Genomic DNA, 17113 nt, shown 5'->3' with positions numbered 1-17113 from the left:
AATGACTGAAGGTCATAGAGTTTACTCTAAGCAAATCGATTTTAGTTCTAGGAATAAAATTTTCGAAAAATTCGATTATATTGAGTATACTCCTAGCGCAAAATATATTAACCGCAAAATCACATTCGTCAGGCTCGGGCTTTCAGTCTCGAATTTTGAGTTGAATTTGATGTTAAGTTATTGGTACCCTATTGTTCTAATGAAGAACCTTTTCCTCCCTTACCTTTCTTTTATGCGGCGCGGAGCAGAGAAGGTTGAAGCTCCTATTGGCAAAATACCAGCAATCATTCACAGTGGCTGGGCGAGCGGTTATTACCATTGGGTAACCGAAACTCTTCCGCGCGCAATTATTTTAAGGGATCGCTTTCCTGATGCATTGCCTCTTATTCCGCTGGACGTGTATGGGCGCTATATAGCAACACTTGAAGCAGTTGGTTTTCAGGAGGTGTTGCCCTACCCTGACCATAAAAATGCAGTATGCGATCGCATCGTGCTTACGGATTGCCCCAAAATATTTGGAACGACTTCCCCAAGCCTTATGTGCCAAGTGCGAAAGGAAGTATTTAAAGGTCTAGGAATAAACACCGCAGATGGAGCTGATTTTGTATATGTCTCAAGGTCAAAGTCGCGCGGTCGCAAAATTGCCAACGAAGATGAGATCATTTCGCTGGTGAAAAGATTTGGTGGTGAGATAATTAATTTTGAAGACTATGATTTTCCTAGTCAAGTTAAGCTTATGTCTTCCTGTAAAGTTATTGTCGGCATTCATGGCGCTGGTCTTACAAATATGGTTTTCATGCCCCCTGGTGGAACAGTCATTGAGCTACTTCCTGTAAGAAATGGTTTGCGCGATTACCGCAAAATTGGGAACTCATTCAAGCATCAAGCATGCTACTGGCGGCTTTCTGAGGCGATGGGGCACACCCATGATTTCATTCTAGGAGAGCCCACTACCTCATGGTTTCAAAGGACAGACATGGCAGATGTAGCGATCTGCCCATCTGATTTCAAATTAGCCTTAATTAGAAGTGGTCTTGTAGAGAGATGACTATTTCGATCATTCTTCCTGACCTCCGCGGCGGTGGCGCAGAGCGAGTCATGCTGGACATAGCCCATGAATTCGCACGGCTTGGGCACGAAGTTGAATTGGTACTCATGCAAGGAGTGGGTGATTATTTGCCCGAGGCGCAGAAAAACTTCACCATCGTTGATCTGGCAATCCCGCGCGCGCGTTCCATTTTCTCTCCGTTGGCACGTTACCTTCGTCGGCGGCAACCTGCGGTGCTGATTGTGGCAATGTGGCCGCTGACTGCCGTTGTCCCGATTATTGCGCGTTTGTCTGGTTATCGGGGTAGAATCTTGGTGACCGAGCACGGTATATTGTCAAAGCAATATGGAGATTGGGGTGTTTTGCACAACCTGATACTGCGTCTGTCCACGTTTGTTGGTTATCGGTTTGCACACTGCCGTGTGGGCGTATCGCAGGGTGTTTGTTTAGATATGTCTAATGTGGCCTGCCTAAAGAGAGATCGTATTGTTACGATATACAATCCAATCCGTCGGGCAATATCCCCCAAAAGCGTGGACGTCAAAGTAGCTAATAGTATTTGGAGGGGGAAGGGGCCTCGCATTCTGACCGTCGGTAACCTAAAGCTTGTAAAGAACCACCCCCTCCTTCTGCGCGCGTTCGCCGCGTTGCCCCTACACGAAGCGCAATTAATGCTGCTTGGGCAGGGTCATAACTTGGCTGAATTGCAGGCACTTTCGGTTGAACTGGGAGTAAGCGATCGGGTAATATTTGCTGGTTTTCATCCTGACCCGTCGTCGTTCTATGCCACAGCTGACTTATTCGTTCTTTCGTCCGACCGCGAAGGTTTCGGCAACGTGATTGTCGAAGCACTGTCTTTTGGCCTACCTGTTGTATCCACTGATTGCCCATCTGGTCCCGCCGAAATCCTTCAAAAAGGGCAGTTCGGTCGTCTGGTTCCGGTAGGAAATGCGTCAGCGCTAGCCTTGGCGATGACGGAAGCGCTGGAAGCCCCAGTTGACCAAAACGCTCTCATCTGCCGCGCGGAAGAATTTGCGCCTGAGATCGCGGCTCAAAAGTATCTTGAATTGTTAGGCTTGACATGATCTCCAGTCTCTACATAACCAGGAACGGTCTGCTTGAACCACTCGGCCAAAGTCAAGTATTTGGTTATTTGCGCGGGCTTTCCCGGGATTATTCCATCACATTGATCACATATGAAAAATCGGAAGACTGGGCCGATACTGCAGCAATAGCGCGTGCCCATGCCGACTGCGCTGCGTATGGGATCCGCTGGCTGCCGCAACGCTTCCGACCGCATCCAAAGATCATTTCCCCCGCACTCAGCATGATGCGGATGATATGGCTTGTCCGGCGCGAAGTGCGTCGTGAGGGGATCAGGTTGATTCACGCCAGATCTTATATCCCAGCGGCAGTCGCATTGGTCGTCAGCCGGATGACTGGAGTGCCATTTTTATTCGACATGCGCGCCCTTTGGCCGGAAGAGCTGATTACCGCTGGCCGGTTGCGGCGTGGGTCATTGATCCACAGCGCCATTGCGGGGGCAGAGCGGGCCTGTTTGGTTAAGTCAGCCGGGGTGATATCCCTGACCCATGCGGCGGTGAAGCATCTAAAATCAGTGTATCCTAGGGAATTGGCCAACCAGCGCCTTGTCGTGATTCCCACCTGCGCCGATCTGGATCGCTTCACGCCCAAGGCTGAAACGCGGACAGGCCCCATCGTGCATGGCTGCATTGGCACAGTCCTGTCTGGCTGGTTCCGCACGGATTGGTTGGCAAACTGGATGCGTGTCGCGGTAGCACGCGATCCCGACGCTCGGTTCGAGATCGTAACGCGCGATGAGGCGCAACGCGTGCGCGCGGAACTTGACCCGACAAACGAACTGGCGAGAAGGCTCATTATCGGTCCGCGGCCTTCCAAGGACATGCCAGACGCTGTGCGAGGTCACGATCTTTCCGTCATGTTCTATGCGGGTGGCGAAATATCAGAGCTTGGACGATCACCGACCCGAATGGCCGAGGTTCTGGGATGTGGCCTTCCTGTAGTGGCAAATGAAGGGGTCGGTGACGTGGCCGATATTGTTCGCAAGAACAATGTCGGCGTGATTGTCGAGGGGGCTAGCGTTCAGCAGATGGGAACAGCATTCGCTGCACTCCAGACCCTAATGAAGGATCCTGATTTGCCATCACGATGCCGCGCCACGGCCGAGGCTGTATTTTCTCTCGAAACAGGGACCGAGGCGTACCGCGAAATTTATGCGTCGATCCTCAACATGAAAGACGCCTGATGTGTGGCCTGACAGGACTTCTCCGCTCAGCACCGAGGGATGACATCATTGGTCAGGTGGCCAGGATGACTGCCCTCCTTGTCCATCGTGGTCCCGATGATGAAGGGGTCTGGTCCGAGGGCCAAATCGGCTTGGGCCACAGGCGACTTGCAATACTCGATTTGAGTGCAACGGGTGCGCAGCCTATGCACTCGGATTGCGGACGTTATGTGCTGGCTTACAACGGCGAGATTTACAACCATCTCGACTTGCGTCACGCACTTGAAATCGAAGATGCCGCTCCGCCATGGCGTGGACAGTCCGACACCGAAACCCTGCTGGCCGCAATTGAGCATTGGGGGCTCGACGACGCGCTGTGCCGCGCGCATGGTATGTTTGCGATCGCATTGTGGGACCGGAGCAAGCAACGCCTCAGCCTTGCGCGTGATCGGATGGGTGAAAAACCGCTTTACTGGGGTTGGGCAGGGAAGGATCTGATATTTGGGTCTGAACTCAAGGCGCTCCGCGCCCATCCCGACTGTCCGCGGGAAGTTTGCCGCGAAGCATTGGCTCAATATCTGCGGTTTATGTATGTGCCCGCCCCGCGCAGCATCCATCCAGGCCTCTACAAGCTGGAACCTGGCACGATCCTCTCTATCGACGGTGGGCCACCCGCCGAACCACCCAAAGAAACAATCCGCCCAGGTGGGCATCATGGCAGTCTTAGCATCCGCCGCTATTGGGACCTGAACGCAGAGATTGAGGCAGGCGCGCACAACCTAATTCAGGACGAACGCGAAGCTGTTTCAACGCTCGGCCAAGTTCTGGGCAAGGCGGTCCAGCGACAGATGTTGTCGGACGTGCCTCTTGGCGCATTCCTGTCCGGCGGTGTGGACAGTTCGGCCATCGTCGCGCTGATGCAAACTCAAAGCACACGGCCGGTGCAGACCTTTACCATAGGATTTGATGAAGCTGCTTTTGACGAGTCCCCTCATGCCGCCGCCGTAGCTCGGCATCTTGGCACTGATCATACCAAATTGCGCGTGACCGATGGCGATGCGCGCGAGGTGATCCCAGATCTGCCGCAGCTTTACGATGAGCCATTTGCGGATTCATCGCAAATTCCTACTCATCTTGTCTGCCGTGCAGCGCGCCAACATGTGACTGTCGTGCTTTCTGGAGATGGTGGCGACGAGCTGTTTGGCGGCTACAATCGCTACATTCGCGGTCCCGGTTTGTGGCGGCGCATCTCGAGGGTGCCGACCCCAATGAGGCGGCTTGCGGGTCATGCCGTCCAGGCGGTGCCTGAGCACGGCTGGAACAAAGTTGGGGCTGCTTATAATCGGATCAGAACTGGAGCTGCGGGAATTTCTAACTTAGGCACCAAGGTTCATCGATTTGGCGAGAGGCTGCGCTTGACCGACAGTCTTGATGATCTGTACCGCAATATGGCGAGCACATGGATCGAGCCCGAAATGTTGATCGTGGGCGATGTAACCGAACCAACTTCACAACTCAACGACCCGCTGCCAGAATTCGGCGCTGGCGATCCGGCGATGCGGATGATGGTGCAGGACATGCGCACCTATATGCCTGACGATATTCTTTGTAAGGTCGACCGCGCCGCCATGGGGATCAGCCTGGAAACGCGCACGCCTTTCTTGGACCCGGATGTTATCGCGCTCGCCACGCGACTGCCGATGGGCATGAAAATTCGCAACGGCCAAGGCAAATGGGCACTTCGACAGGTGCTTTACCAACACGTGCCACGCGAGATCATTGACCGCCCCAAGGTGGGCTTTGCGATTCCGATCGGGCTTTGGTTGCGCGGCCCATTGCGAGATTGGGCCGAAGACCTGTTGTCACACAAGCGCCTCGCTGAGGACGGGCTGTTCAACCCCGACATCATCCGCCAGACATGGTCTGAGCATCTTTCGGGAAACCGGGACTGGTCTGCACGGCTCTGGACTATTTTGATGTTCCAAGCGTGGCACGCGGCGCAGGCGCACACATGAACATTCTGCTGTTGTCGCGTTACACTCGCATGGGTGCGTCTAGCCGGTTGCGAACGATGCAATATCTGCCTGCTTTGACGAGCGAAGGCTTTAACGTTCAGGTCGCGCCTTTTTTCGATGACGCCTATTTGCATGCACTTTATTCTGGGCAAGGAGCAAAAGGATCAAAGCTAGGATACGTGTCCCAACGCATCAGGCAGATGCGAACGTACCCCCAGCCTGATTTGATCTGGCTGGAGTATGAAGCCTTGCCATGGGCTCCATGGATGATCGAACGCTCCTTTCTTCCACGAGGAGTGCCGATTGTAAGCGATTACGATGACGCCGTCTTTCATCGTTATGACAAAAACCGACGCGGGACTGTCCGCAGCATTCTTGGTGACAAAATAGGACGGGTAATGGCGGCCTCGGCCCTGGTAATGGCGGGCAATAGATATATTGCGAATTACGCCGAACGCTTTGATGCGCCAAGGTTAGAAATGGTGCCAACGGTTGTAGATCTCGACTTATACACCATTGATCCAAAAGCTAGAAATACGGACGATCTGCGCGTAGGCTGGATCGGCACTCCTGAAACCTGGGAGGCGTTTGCCAATCCCATTCACCATGTGCTGGACCCGCTCCTTGCAAAGCACCGGGCGCTGTTTCGTGCAGTTGGAGCAGCCATGCAGCCCGCAACCAGCGGAACGCTTGAAATCCTCCCTTGGACGGAAGAAACTGAAGTTTCTTTGATACAGAGCATGGATATTGGCGTCATGCCACTGCCCAACACAGATTGGGCACGGGGTAAATGTGGGTACAAGCTGATCCAGTACATGGCGTGCGGCCTGCCGGTCGTGGCTTCTCCGGTCGGCGTGAACAGTGAGATTGTCGAGCATGGTGTGAACGGCTTTCTCGCCGAAACCGACCCGGAATGGCGTTCAGCAATCGAAACGCTTCTGGCGGACGGAGAATTGCGGCGCCGAATGGGAGCCGCAGGACGTAGGAAGGTAGAAGAACACTATTCTCTACAGGTCTGGGGGCCACGCGTGGCACAGATGTTGCGCAGTGTCGCGGATGAGGGGGCGCGCGCGTAATGCTCTATGTCGGGTTGACCAATTTGCTGTTCCTCTTGCGCTATGCGCTTGCGCGGAATGGAGGATTGCGCAAGCAGATCTATTTCCTGGTTCTGGCAACCCTCTTTGTGTTCTCAGCCTTCCGCTATCAGGTTGGCTGCGATTGGTCTGGGTATTATTACCAGTATCTGAGCGCTGCGAATTTTGAATGGTCGTCTGTTACAGAAATCCGAGAGCCAATCTGGTGGGCGATCCTTGGGTGGATCCAAGATATGGGTTTGCCTTACCCGGTCGCCAATATTGCCTCTAGCGCGATTTTCTTTCTCGGCGTTCATGTTCTGGCGCGACGGCAGCCTGATCCACTCGGTTTTCTGGTTCTTCTGTTTCCAATTCTGATCATCAACTTGCCGATGTCCGGAATCCGCCAGGGCGCGGCGATTGGCTTGTTGTGTATCGCCTTCGTGGCCTTCATCGATCGCCGCCCGTTGTGGTTTGCGTTCTGGGTTGTGCTGGCCGCCGGGTTCCATTCGAGCGCGCTGATATTCATGTTGCTCTTGCCAGTTGCAACCGGACGCTACACTCGAAACCGCTTGATGCTTGCCGCGATCCTTGCCGTCCCAGGCGCGTTCTTTCTCGCCTCGGGCGACGCCGCAGAAGTTGCCACCAGTCGCTATGTCGGGACAGGGGTTGACGCAGCAGGCGCTGCATTTCGCGTCGGCCTCCTTGGACTTTCAGCGCTGTATTTCTTCCTGTTCGTACGCAAAAAATGGCTGTGGACATGGCCTCAGGATTATAGCTTGGCCAGCATCGGAGCTATCGGGATGGCACTGGCGCTACTTCTCGTCGCGGTCTCCTCAGTGATCGGCGACAGGTTCGGCTACTATCTAATTCCGATCCAAGCCATGATCTTCGCGCGACTTCCCTTTTTACCATTTCGCGCCAACGCGGCGCTGCATTCTGCTCTGCCATATTTGGGGCTGTTACTGGTTTTCACAGTCTGGTCGCAACTGTCCGGGCATTTCAACCTATGCTACATCCCATATCAGACTTGGTTGTTTGGTTTCCCCGGCGGTGATCCGTTTGGTTTCTAACATCCACAGCAGAAAGGCGTACTGAACAATGCGGGTTCGCAAGACCAGTTTAGCAGGGATCTTAATGATAGAGCCCGATCGCTTCGGTGATCATCGAGGCTTCTTTGGGGAGACCTACAGTCAGCGCGTTTATGCGGAGCTGGGGATCGATGAAAATTTTGTGCAGGACAACCACTCGCTGTCAGCTGAGATTGGCACCGTGCGCGGCCTCCATTTCCAAGCTCCCCCTGCCGCGCAGGCCAAGTTGGTTCGTTGCGGGCGCGGTGCGATCTTTGATGTCGCCGTCGATATCCGCAAGGACAGCCCGACATATGGCAAATGGGTTGGCTACGAACTCAGCGCCGAGAATGGTGCGCAGCTGTTCATCCCTGCAGGCTTTGCTCATGGGTTTGCCACGCTGCAGCCCGATAGTGAGATCATCTACAAATGCTCGGACTATTATGCACCAGAAACCGAGGGCGCGCTACGCTGGGATGACTCGGCCATCGGAATAGACTGGCCATTGCAGGAAACGGCGATCCTAAGCGACAAAGACGCCGCGGCCCCAATGCTGACCGATCTCGACAGCCCGTTTCACATGGAAGGATAGGCACAGATGAAGATCCTTGTGACAGGAGGTGCGGGCTTTATCGGCTCGGCGGTGGTGCGGCTGGCGGTGGCACGGGGCCATCAGGTAGTGAACCTTGACGCGCTGACCTATGCCGCCTGCCTGTCCAATGTGGCGTCCGTCGCAGACAGCCCGCTTTATGCCTTCGAGCAGGCTGATATCCGCGACCGCGCGGCGCTGGATCGTGTCTTTTCCACCCACAAGCCCGATATCGTCATGCATCTGGCCGCCGAAAGTCATGTCGATCGCTCGATCGATGGGCCGGCCGATTTCATCGAAACGAATATCACCGGCACGTTCAACATGCTGGAAGCGGCCCGCACCTATTGGATCGCGCAAGGCCGACCTGAGGGCTTTCGCTTACACCATATCTCAACGGACGAGGTGTTCGGCTCACTGCCCGCGGATAAATCAGTCATGTTCACCGAGGATACGGCCTACGATCCACGCAGCCCCTATTCTGCCTCCAAGGCAAGCTCCGATCATCTGGTGCGCGCCTGGGGTGAGACCTATGGCCTGCCCGTGGTCCTCAGCAATTGTTCGAACAATTACGGCCCGTATCACTTCCCTGAAAAGCTTATCCCGGTGGTCATTCTGAACGCGCTGGCGGGCAAGCCGCTGCCGATTTATGGCGATGGCAGCAACATCCGCGACTGGCTTTATGTCGAGGATCACGCCGATGCGCTGCTTTTGGTGGCGCAACAGGGCGAGATTGGGCGCAGCTATAATATCGGCGGCGAGAACGAACGCAGCAACCTGCAACTGGTGCAAACGATCTGCGCCATCCTTGACCGGCTGCACCCGCGCGAGGCCGACTGCTATGGCGATCTGATCACCTTTGTCACCGACCGCCCCGGCCATGATGCACGCTATGCGATTGATCCCGCACGTATCCGCAAAGAGTTGGGCTGGCGCCCCTCGGTCACTGTAGAAGAGGGGCTGGAACGCACCGTGCGCTGGTATCTGGAGAACGAGGACTGGTGGCGCCCATTGCTGGTGCGTGCGGGCGTCGGCCAACGGCTGGGCACCACTGAGAAAGCCGCTTCATGAATACTATTTTGGTCTTTGGCCGCAGCGGGCAGGTCGCGACCGAGTTACAACGGTTGGGCAGTGTTGTGGCGCTAGGGCGTGATCAGGTCGATCTCACTGATCCTGCGGCTTGTGCAGCAGCAATTTACGCCCACCGGCCCCGCGCGGTGATCAACGCCGCTGCCTACACCGCCGTGGATCGTGCCGAAGAGGTAGAGGCGCTGGCTACCCTCATTAATGGCGAGGCCCCCACCGCCATGGCGCAGGCCTGTGCGGCATTGGACATTCCGCTTGTGCATATCTCAACCGATTATGTCTTTGCCGGTAACGGCACCCATGCTTGGGCGCCTGATGACAGCGTCGACCCACAAAACGCCTATGGCCGGTCAAAGCTGGCGGGCGAGGCAGGCATTCGCGCCGCGGGCGGAGCCCATGCAATTTTGCGGACCTCATGGGTGTTTTCCGCCCATGGAGGCAATTTCGTCAAAACCATGCTACGCCTGTCGGACAGCCGCGATGAGTTAAGCGTTGTAGATGATCAGATCGGCGGCCCAACCCCCGCCCGCGCGATTGCCGACGCCTGCTTGTCTATCGCCCAGCAACTATGCGACGTGCCCACCAAGACCGGAACGTATCATTTCAGCGGCGCGCCCGATGTCAGCTGGTGCGAGTTTGCCCGCGCAATCTTTGCCCAGGCGGAGCGGGGCACCCGCGTTATCCCAATTGCCACGCGCGATTATCCCACACCCGCAGCGCGGCCGCTGAATTCGCGGCTGGATTGCAATACAACGGAACAGGTTTTCGCCATCCCCCGCCCAGATTGGCGCGCAGGACTGGCCGATATAATGACAGAGATAGGTATTACCCCGTGACAACACGCAAAGGCATCATCCTAGCAGGCGGGTCTGGCACGCGGCTTTATCCCATTACCATGGGTGTGTCGAAACAGCTCTTGCCGATCTATGACAAGCCCATGGTCTATTACCCTCTGACAGTGCTGATGTTGGCCGACATTCGCGAGATCCTGATCATCACTACCCCGCATGACTTGGAACAGTTCAAACGGACGCTTGGCGACGGCAGCCAATGGGGTGTGTCCCTGAACTATATGGTGCAGCCCAGCCCTGATGGGCTGGCGCAGGCGTTTATTCTTGGGGAAGAGTTCCTTGATGGCGCGCCCTCGGCGATGGTGCTGGGCGACAATATCTTCTTCGGCCACGGGCTGCCCGACCTGTTGCAAGAGGCCGGACAAGCGCAGGCGGGTGCCACTGTCTTTGGCTATCGCGTGGCTGATCCGGAACGCTACGGCGTGGTGGATTTTGACGAAGATGGCACTGTGCGGTCGATCATCGAGAAACCAACCGTGCCGCCATCGAACTACGCGGTGACCGGGCTTTATTTCCTTGACGGCACAGCACCAGCACGGGCCAAAGAGGTGCGGCCATCGCCCCGCGGTGAATTGGAGATCACCAGCCTGCTTGAAAGCTATCTGGCCGACGGCACACTATCGGTCAAAAAAATGGGCCGCGGCTATGCTTGGCTGGATACTGGCACCCACGCCAGTCTTCTGGACGCCGGAAACTTCGTCCGCACCCTGACCGAACGCCAAGGTCAGCAAGTGGGCTCGCCCGACGAGGTCGCCTTTGAGATGGGCTGGATTGACGAAGACCAACTGAGAGCCCGTGCGGAACAGTTCGGAAAGAACGACTATGGCTCATATCTCAAGGGGCTCGCCCGGTAATCTGTGATTTGACGTTGGCGCCCCAGAACAAAGCGTTTACATCTTGCTGGCACACGCGCAGTTGCCCCCGCAGCACCATATAATCCGCGAGCCAGCCGACGATGACACTGCCTTCGGGCAGCGCGTCGATCTCATCAGCCACGCGCCGCTGCTCTTCGCGATTATACGCCACGACCGGCGGACAGACAGAATTTGAACGCTGCTCAGAACTCCCCGTCGCGCAGCCTGTCAACGAGATCATTGCGGTTGCGAGGACGGCGGCTGGCTTCGTCCAGCATCTGACGTTGGGCATGGGTGACAGCCTCCAGGGTGTCGAGCCGCTCGGCAGCGCGACCAGCGCGCTCACCTGCACGGCGCAAGTTGAAGAGAAAAAACACGATAGTGAGAACGGCGAGCGCCGTCCTGATGAGCCGCCGCGCCAAGGGCGAGGCAATCAGTCCGCTCAGCATGGTGCCCCACATTAGCGACGCCCCTTTCGCCAGTCGTCGACGCGGGCCCATATCGCCACCGCGATCCCTGCCAAGGCCAGAAGGATGAAAATCCAGCGCAGGCTGTCGAGGTGCGTCACCAGCGGCAAGACAGTTCCCTGCGCTTCGGCCAGCACCTCTTGCACCACCTCGACGCCCGCCGCACCCATTGTCGCGACGCCCGCAGTGCCTGCGCCCTTGAGCGTCCGGCTTTCAGCGAGGACTTCCCGCGCGGTCGGCACCTCAGCTGCAAAGGGCACCGCCCGTACCGGAAACCGCTCGCCCCACTGACGCGTGGGCCCGAGATCGACATGGATGAAACCCGAGCGCGGATAAAAGCCGAAGCCCAGGTAGCCCACAGCGCGCGCCGCCGCTTCGAATGCAACGGGATCGTGGTTTTCCATCGCGATGTCGAAGGCCGTCGCCTCCATGTGCTTCGAGCGTGTCGCGCCACCCACCGCGCGATTGTGCTCTGGACTGCGATAGGCTGAGCGGATGATCAGCGGCTTTCCCAGCCGGTCGCGCAGCGCCTGCAATTTATCCAGCGCTTCCGGGTGCAGCTTCAGCTTGCCGGTGCCGCGGCAGGCAATCTCGGCGGGCGAAAAGTTGGTCCAGCGCCAGTCGCGCTTGGGCACATCGCGGAAATGACGGTAGGTTTGGACAGTATCAGGCATGGTGGCCTCCTCTGGAATAGAAAAAGCCCGCAACAAGCACTGCGGGCGGGACGATGGTTAGGGCCTGGGCGGGTGTGATCAGCCGGGCGGGCCGCGCTGGAACGCCTCGAAGATCATGTCGCGAACAGCGCGGATGTCGATCTCGATGCGGTCGAGCCGTTTTGCATCGGTGTGGCGGTCTTCAGCGCGCTGCGCGTCGAGACGTTGGCGCTCTGAACTGAGTTCGCGATCGAGCCGCTGCAGCAGTGCGTCATTGGTGAAGGCGCGACGGGTGATGGCGGCGAGCAGCGCCAGGAACCCGCCGATCAGCGCGGTGATGGCCGCCGTCAGCCCGTGATCGCGCACGGCGATAATCACGCTGCCAAGCAGGCCGGGCGAGGAATTGTCGTTCATGTCGGGCCCCCCAAAGTAAGGGTGTGACAAGCCAGCTGCAGCGCCCCGCCGGTGAAACTACTGCCCTCGGCCGTCACGACTACCGGCGTTGCCGTCGCGAACACCCTCGGGCCGATCACGCCCGCAGCTTCTGTGCTTGTATCCGGTCCGTACCCCGCCCCAAACAGCTCCGGCTCCCCTGCAATACCAAGCGCAAAGCCCGTGGCACCTGCGATGGTCGTGGAAACCCGCGCTGTCACGCCAAGGATCAGCGTGTTGGCGGGCAGGATCAGGGATGTCGTGACAGCAGAGCCTGTCATTCCGGATACGGTGGCATCAATAATCCCGAGGCCTGTGTTGCTGCCTGTCGCACCTTGAGCCAGCACGACATTGGCCGCGCGCGTCACCAGCCCCATAGCGACGTCGAGCGACAGCCAATTTGTCCCGATCCGCACCAGCATCACGCCCTCGTCAATGACCCAGAGCCGCCAGCCGGGTTGTGCGGGGAGACGGAGCCACGAACCGTCCGTCCAGACCGCGATGTCGCCTGACCAACCTGCCCACAGGCCACTGGCCCCACCCGCGACCAGATGCGCCTGACCCTCGGTCGGAGTGGCGGGCGGCGCGGTCCGCGTCCTGTCCTTCACGGTGAGGTTGATCAGCCCATCGAGCCGTCGCAGGGCCTCGTTATGGGTGACGTGCTTCTGGGCCTGCGCTGCCAGAATGTAGGGCAGAAGCAGGCGGGTGGTGGTGTCTGACACAGGGAACTCCTTCAGAACTGGAGGGTGACGGTCTTTGCTGCGCCCGGCCCATAAAGGGCTGAGAGCTGGGCAATGCGCAGCGTGAGGGTGTCGCCGGGCCCCAGCAGCCCGCCCCAATCGGCAATCTGGTCAGCGGCGCTGTAGGTCGCTTGCGGCGCGCTGACCTGCAGGCGGCGCTTGATCGCGGTGCCGTCCAAAACTTCCATCAGATAAGCCTCAGTCTCTTCGCCAAGCGGCACTTCCGCCGCGGCCCAGCTATCGGCAGCCAGCGCCCGCGATCGCCGGACCCAGCGGACCTCCAAGTCGCCCGGCACGCGGCCGCTCAGCGAGGGTTGCGAAACATGTCCAACCGCGAATGGCCGCAACCCCGCGCCTTCCGGGGTGAAGGTCTGCGCAATATAGGTCTCATCGGTAAAAGGCCTGCTGGCGGGTCCGATGCGCCAGTTCCACGGGATGCCCAGATCAGCCTCGGCGATGGGTAGCGGCGACAGGGCCTCATTCAGCACCACAACGCGTGCACCAGCGGCTGTTGGATTGCCCATGGCGAGTTCCGTGCCGCGCTGACCGCGTAGGAGGCGGGTCAGGCGATAGCGCCCCGGTGCAATCAGTTCGGCTGACCCGGCCTGGAGCACCTCCCAGAGACCTGGCGAACTCTCGACAGCCAGCGCATTGGCGCCGCCAAATAGCGCGAGATCGGTGACGCTTTCCAGCGTACCAGACAGCACATCGACGGTCAGCGCGTTGCCCAGATCAAAGCGCGACGTGGGGCCAGATGACAGGTCGGCGACGAGCGTGCCGATCCTGGCGCGCGCCGAAAGTGATGTCAGCAGCGTGTAACCATCGTCAGTTGGGCTGCGAAACACGGCCATCTCGCCGGGCCAAGGTGCGGCATGCGCCGCAGCAAGCGGTTGATGCGTGGACAATTCATCGCGCAGCTGCGGCAGATCAAGGATCACGGCGACCGGGGTGCCGAAGATCGTGGCAATGCCAGGTGCGGCGTTGCGCGGCACACCGGATGGCAGATCATAGACGTTGCGGTCATGGCGCACCGCCTCTATCGCGCGGGCGTCGGCATCACCGATGGACACGAGCCGGAAATCGGCCTGACGGTCGCCCTCGATGAGCGTGACGACATCCGCTGGATCCAGCGCAAGACGTGAGGGCGGCAGTCGGAACATTGCACTTTCGCGCCCCGTCCAGGCTTCCATCAAGGCACGCCGACAGCTGCGTTCGGCCTCCTCGGGCGGCACCGCAACCGGAAAGCGCTCAGAGGCGATGCGACTGGCGGTGACAGTGATGCGGCGGGCTTCAACAAGCGCGGCCTCATAATCCTCATCGGCGCGGGCGACCTGCCATTTGAGGGCTTGGGGCAGTTCGGTTTCCTGGCCGCGGGTCTTCTCGATGGCCTCGCCTTCACGACCGGCGGGAACGAGTGTGTCCAGATCAAGGACCGCACTGGCCCCACGCCCACGCATGACAAAGCGGATCATGCCTTGTGTCTCAACGGCATCGAACCCGAAATGCCGTGCGAGGATGCCAATGGAGGCGCGCGGGGCTTCCAGCGCGCTGATGACATAGCCCTCGACCGCGCCCCAAAGGCTGGAGACGTCGATGCGGGACGCTGGCAACCCGGCGCGCAGACAGAGATGGCGCACAAGAGCCGCGAGCGACACCGCTCCGAGCCGTCCCGTCAGCCAAGGGCCAAGCCGCCAGTGGGGCGCATCGGCCCAGCCTGCGGCGATTTCTGGGAAAAACGGATAGGGCCGTGCGTCCCAACCCCAGGCAGTCGTTTCTGATTTGTCGACCATCCGGCCACCAAAAATGGATGACTCCGGATTGTTCGCAGCCTCGCCCCACCAGAGGTATGTGGCCTCGAGATAGGCGCGCTGGATCGCGTCGTCGCGCCAGCCCCGCGAGGCATGTGGCAGCGCCGAGCCAGACGGGCTCAGATGCGCTGCAACGCTGGGCTGGTTGGCCCCACGATCGATGGCGGGGCAGCCAAGGGCGGTGAACCGGATCGGTTTGGATTGCGGCACCCATGCGGTGGGCGAACCGCTCTCCACACCGCCCAGCCGATCGAAATGCGCATTCGACCACCAGCTGCGCAGATCCTTGGGCCGAAAGACCCACGGCTTGTCATGGTCAGGATCAGTGATTGGCGCGCGAACCTGTGCCGCCCGATTAGCCGCGCTGGCATAGAGCCAATCAAAGCCTTCGCCGCCAGCAATGTTCGCCTGCAGATAGATCCGATCATAGATTGCAGGCCAACCCTCGTTCGCATCTGTGTGCTCAAACCCGTCGCGCCAGTCCGACAGCGCCATGTAATTGTTGATGCCAATGAAATCGATCTCGGCATCGGCCCAGAGCGGGTCGAGGTGGAAATGCACATCACCACTGCCATCGCCGGGGTGATGCCCAAAATACTCACGCCAGTCAGCGGCGTAGCTGATCTTTGTGCCCGGCCCAAGAATGCCGCGCACATCGGCCACCAGAGCGCGCAGCGCCTGCACGGCCGGATAGGTGGATGCGCCCGAGCGGATTGTGGTCAGCCCCGGCATTACGCTGCCAATCAGGAAGGTATCGACGCCGCCAGCAACTGCGCCGAGATGGGCGTAGTGCAGTACCATGCGCCGCAGCCCCCAGTCATCGGCGGCGCCAGTCCAACTGACGCTCTCCCCAGAAACCACGAATTGCGCAGATGTCGCAGTGCCAAAAAAACCGGCCAATTGGGCAGCAGCCGTGCCAGTTTTATCCACGGTCCCGGCATAGCCCGCTGCCGGAGAACAGGTGATCTGCCCTTGCCACGGATAGTCCGGCTGACCCACGTCCCCCGCATTGTCGGAATACGGGTTGGGTCGGGTGTTCCCAGGCGGAACATCCATCAGCAGTGTGGGCGAGAGCGTGACCCGCAGCCCGCGCGCCTTTGCCTCACGTATCGCCTCAATCAGCGCAAAATCCGCCGGTGTGCCGCCATAGGCCGGGCGGCCATCTCTGGTTTGGCTCACCAGATGAGCAGTGACGCGCGCCACACCATTGACGCGCCAGGTCTGCGGGCTGGTGATCTTCACCGCGACTTCGACACCCGGCTTGATCTGACAGACCCCCGCGCGCAGGTCATCCCCGAACCAGGCAACAGGCAAAGTCACACTTTCCACGTTTGGCACGCTGGCCTGCAGCTGATCCAGCGCCACCAGCATATCGGTGGTGGCGGTGAGCACGGTCAGGTTTTCTGGGGTCTGCGCCCCGTCGCTGCCCTTGCGAATGCCAGTCGTGGCATAGGCGAACTCGCCGGTGCCTGGCAGGAACGCAATGACGCGCGTGAGCCCCTCGGCGGTGTCGGTGTCAGCCAGCGGCCGATAGACCTCGAAGGTCAGCTGCGGCAAGCGGTTGCCGTAATTGGCAAGCGCCAGATCCTCAAGAACGACATAGGCGGTGCCGCGATAAGCGGGCGTGCTGGCCGCACCCATCTTCGCCGCGATGAACGGATCGGCTGTCTGCACCTCGTCGCCCGGATACCAGCGCCAGGTGATGCCTGCGGTATCGAGCAACTTGCCATCAGCCCAGATGCGCCCGATCCCGGTGATTGGCCCCTCGCAAAGGGCCACAGCAAAGCTCGCAAAATACAGATACTCGGTGGTCGTGACCTTACCACCGCCGCCGCCTTTGCCGCCACCTTGCGTGGTTGTGTTGGTCTCTTCGCGGAAATCCGTGGCCCAGATCACGTTGCCGCCCATGCGCATGCGACCGTAAACGCGCGGGAGGACAGCCCCTTCGGTTGAGGAAGTGATGCGCAAGCTGTCGAGCCGTGGACCTTCGATGCGCTGACTTGGTGCCAGGGAGGACACGATCCAGCTGTCAACGGCTGAGCCGATGGTGGAGCCGACAAAGCCACCGATGGTGGCGGCGCTGACGCCAAGAATAGACCCGCCAATGCTGCCGCCGATGGCGGTGCCGACGGCCCCGAGAACAAGCGTGGCCATGCAGACA

The 17113-nt window shown here is 59.0% G+C and carries 16 protein-coding genes; 10 read left to right on the top strand and 6 right to left on the bottom strand.

What is annotated here, in order from left to right; all coding sequences use genetic code 11:
- Nucleotide 1: 1 nt before the first annotated feature.
- Genes MWU53_RS10260 through rfbA form a run of 10 tightly spaced genes read left to right on the top strand, consistent with a single transcriptional unit; the run spans nucleotide 2 to nucleotide 10852 of the window.
- Nucleotides 2-1048, top strand: a complete 1047-nt coding sequence (locus MWU53_RS10260) for a glycosyltransferase family 61 protein (RefSeq protein WP_247092965.1) — start codon at nucleotides 2-4, stop codon at nucleotides 1046-1048.
- Nucleotides 1045-2133, top strand: coding sequence for a glycosyltransferase (locus tag MWU53_RS10255; protein WP_247092963.1), 1089 nt, complete (start codon nucleotides 1045-1047; stop codon nucleotides 2131-2133). Before MWU53_RS10260 ends, MWU53_RS10255 begins: the two co-directional genes overlap by 4 nt.
- Entirely contained in the window at nucleotides 2130-3335 is a 1206-nt protein-coding gene (locus MWU53_RS10250) for a glycosyltransferase (protein WP_247092961.1), read from the top strand. The genes MWU53_RS10255 and MWU53_RS10250 overlap by 4 nt, the downstream gene beginning before the upstream one ends.
- On the top strand, nucleotides 3239-5329 hold the full coding sequence (asnB, locus tag MWU53_RS10245; RefSeq protein WP_348647037.1) for an asparagine synthase (glutamine-hydrolyzing): 2091 nt from the start codon (nucleotides 3239-3241) through the stop codon (nucleotides 5327-5329). Before MWU53_RS10250 ends, asnB begins: the two co-directional genes overlap by 97 nt.
- Nucleotides 5326-6405, top strand: coding sequence for a glycosyltransferase family 4 protein (locus tag MWU53_RS10240; RefSeq protein ID WP_247092958.1), 1080 nt, complete (start codon nucleotides 5326-5328; stop codon nucleotides 6403-6405). Before asnB ends, MWU53_RS10240 begins: the two co-directional genes overlap by 4 nt.
- Nucleotides 6405-7475, top strand: coding sequence for an EpsG family protein (locus MWU53_RS10235; protein WP_247092957.1), 1071 nt, complete (start codon nucleotides 6405-6407; stop codon nucleotides 7473-7475). Before MWU53_RS10240 ends, MWU53_RS10235 begins: the two co-directional genes overlap by 1 nt.
- A 28-nt stretch (nucleotides 7476-7503) precedes the next feature.
- Nucleotides 7504-8064, top strand: a complete 561-nt coding sequence (gene rfbC / locus MWU53_RS10230) for a dTDP-4-dehydrorhamnose 3,5-epimerase (RefSeq protein ID WP_247092956.1) — start codon at nucleotides 7504-7506, stop codon at nucleotides 8062-8064.
- Between the two features lie 6 nt (nucleotides 8065-8070).
- The gene (gene rfbB / locus MWU53_RS10225) at nucleotides 8071-9132 is read left to right on the top strand and encodes a dTDP-glucose 4,6-dehydratase (RefSeq protein WP_247092955.1); all 1062 of its coding nucleotides are present in this window, start codon (nucleotides 8071-8073) and stop codon (nucleotides 9130-9132) included.
- Nucleotides 9129-9983, top strand: a complete 855-nt coding sequence (rfbD, locus tag MWU53_RS10220) for a dTDP-4-dehydrorhamnose reductase (RefSeq protein ID WP_247092954.1) — start codon at nucleotides 9129-9131, stop codon at nucleotides 9981-9983. Before rfbB ends, rfbD begins: the two co-directional genes overlap by 4 nt.
- On the top strand, nucleotides 9980-10852 hold the full coding sequence (gene rfbA, locus MWU53_RS10215) for a glucose-1-phosphate thymidylyltransferase RfbA (RefSeq protein WP_247092953.1): 873 nt from the start codon (nucleotides 9980-9982) through the stop codon (nucleotides 10850-10852). Before rfbD ends, rfbA begins: the two co-directional genes overlap by 4 nt.
- On the opposite strand, the gene MWU53_RS10210 is transcribed toward rfbA, so the two are convergent.
- The 6 genes from MWU53_RS10210 to MWU53_RS10185 form a co-directional block, all read right to left on the bottom strand.
- Nucleotides 10833-10994 carry a hypothetical protein gene (locus MWU53_RS10210; protein WP_247092952.1) on the bottom strand — a complete coding sequence of 54 codons (162 nt, stop codon included), beginning with the start codon at nucleotides 10992-10994 and terminating at the stop codon, nucleotides 10833-10835. The two genes, rfbA and MWU53_RS10210, sit on opposite strands and share 20 nt — an antisense overlap.
- Before the next feature lie 61 nt (nucleotides 10995-11055).
- Nucleotides 11056-11301, bottom strand: a complete 246-nt coding sequence (locus tag MWU53_RS10205) for a hypothetical protein (RefSeq protein ID WP_247092951.1) — start codon at nucleotides 11299-11301, stop codon at nucleotides 11056-11058.
- Nucleotides 11302-11312: 11 nt separating this feature from the next.
- On the bottom strand, nucleotides 11313-11993 hold the full coding sequence (locus tag MWU53_RS10200) for a D-Ala-D-Ala carboxypeptidase family metallohydrolase (protein WP_247092950.1): 681 nt from the start codon (nucleotides 11991-11993) through the stop codon (nucleotides 11313-11315).
- Between the two features lie 78 nt (nucleotides 11994-12071).
- A complete protein-coding gene (locus tag MWU53_RS10195) occupies nucleotides 12072-12386 on the bottom strand; it encodes a hypothetical protein (protein WP_247092949.1) in 315 nt (104 codons plus the stop codon).
- Nucleotides 12383-13126, bottom strand: a complete 744-nt coding sequence (locus MWU53_RS10190; RefSeq protein ID WP_247092948.1) for a DUF2793 domain-containing protein — start codon at nucleotides 13124-13126, stop codon at nucleotides 12383-12385. The genes MWU53_RS10195 and MWU53_RS10190 overlap by 4 nt, the downstream gene beginning before the upstream one ends.
- Before the next feature lie 11 nt (nucleotides 13127-13137).
- Nucleotides 13138-17106: a glycoside hydrolase/phage tail family protein gene (locus MWU53_RS10185; protein ID WP_247092947.1), complete on the bottom strand. Its 3969-nt coding sequence runs from the start codon at nucleotides 17104-17106 to the stop codon at nucleotides 13138-13140.
- Nucleotides 17107-17113 lie beyond the last annotated feature (7 nt).

The organism is Aliiroseovarius sp. S1123 (assembly GCF_023015885.1).
GTDB lineage: Bacteria > Pseudomonadota > Alphaproteobacteria > Rhodobacterales > Rhodobacteraceae > Aliiroseovarius.
The sequence above is the reverse complement of the archived record's forward strand: the minus strand, read 5'-3'. Positions and strand labels throughout refer to the sequence as shown.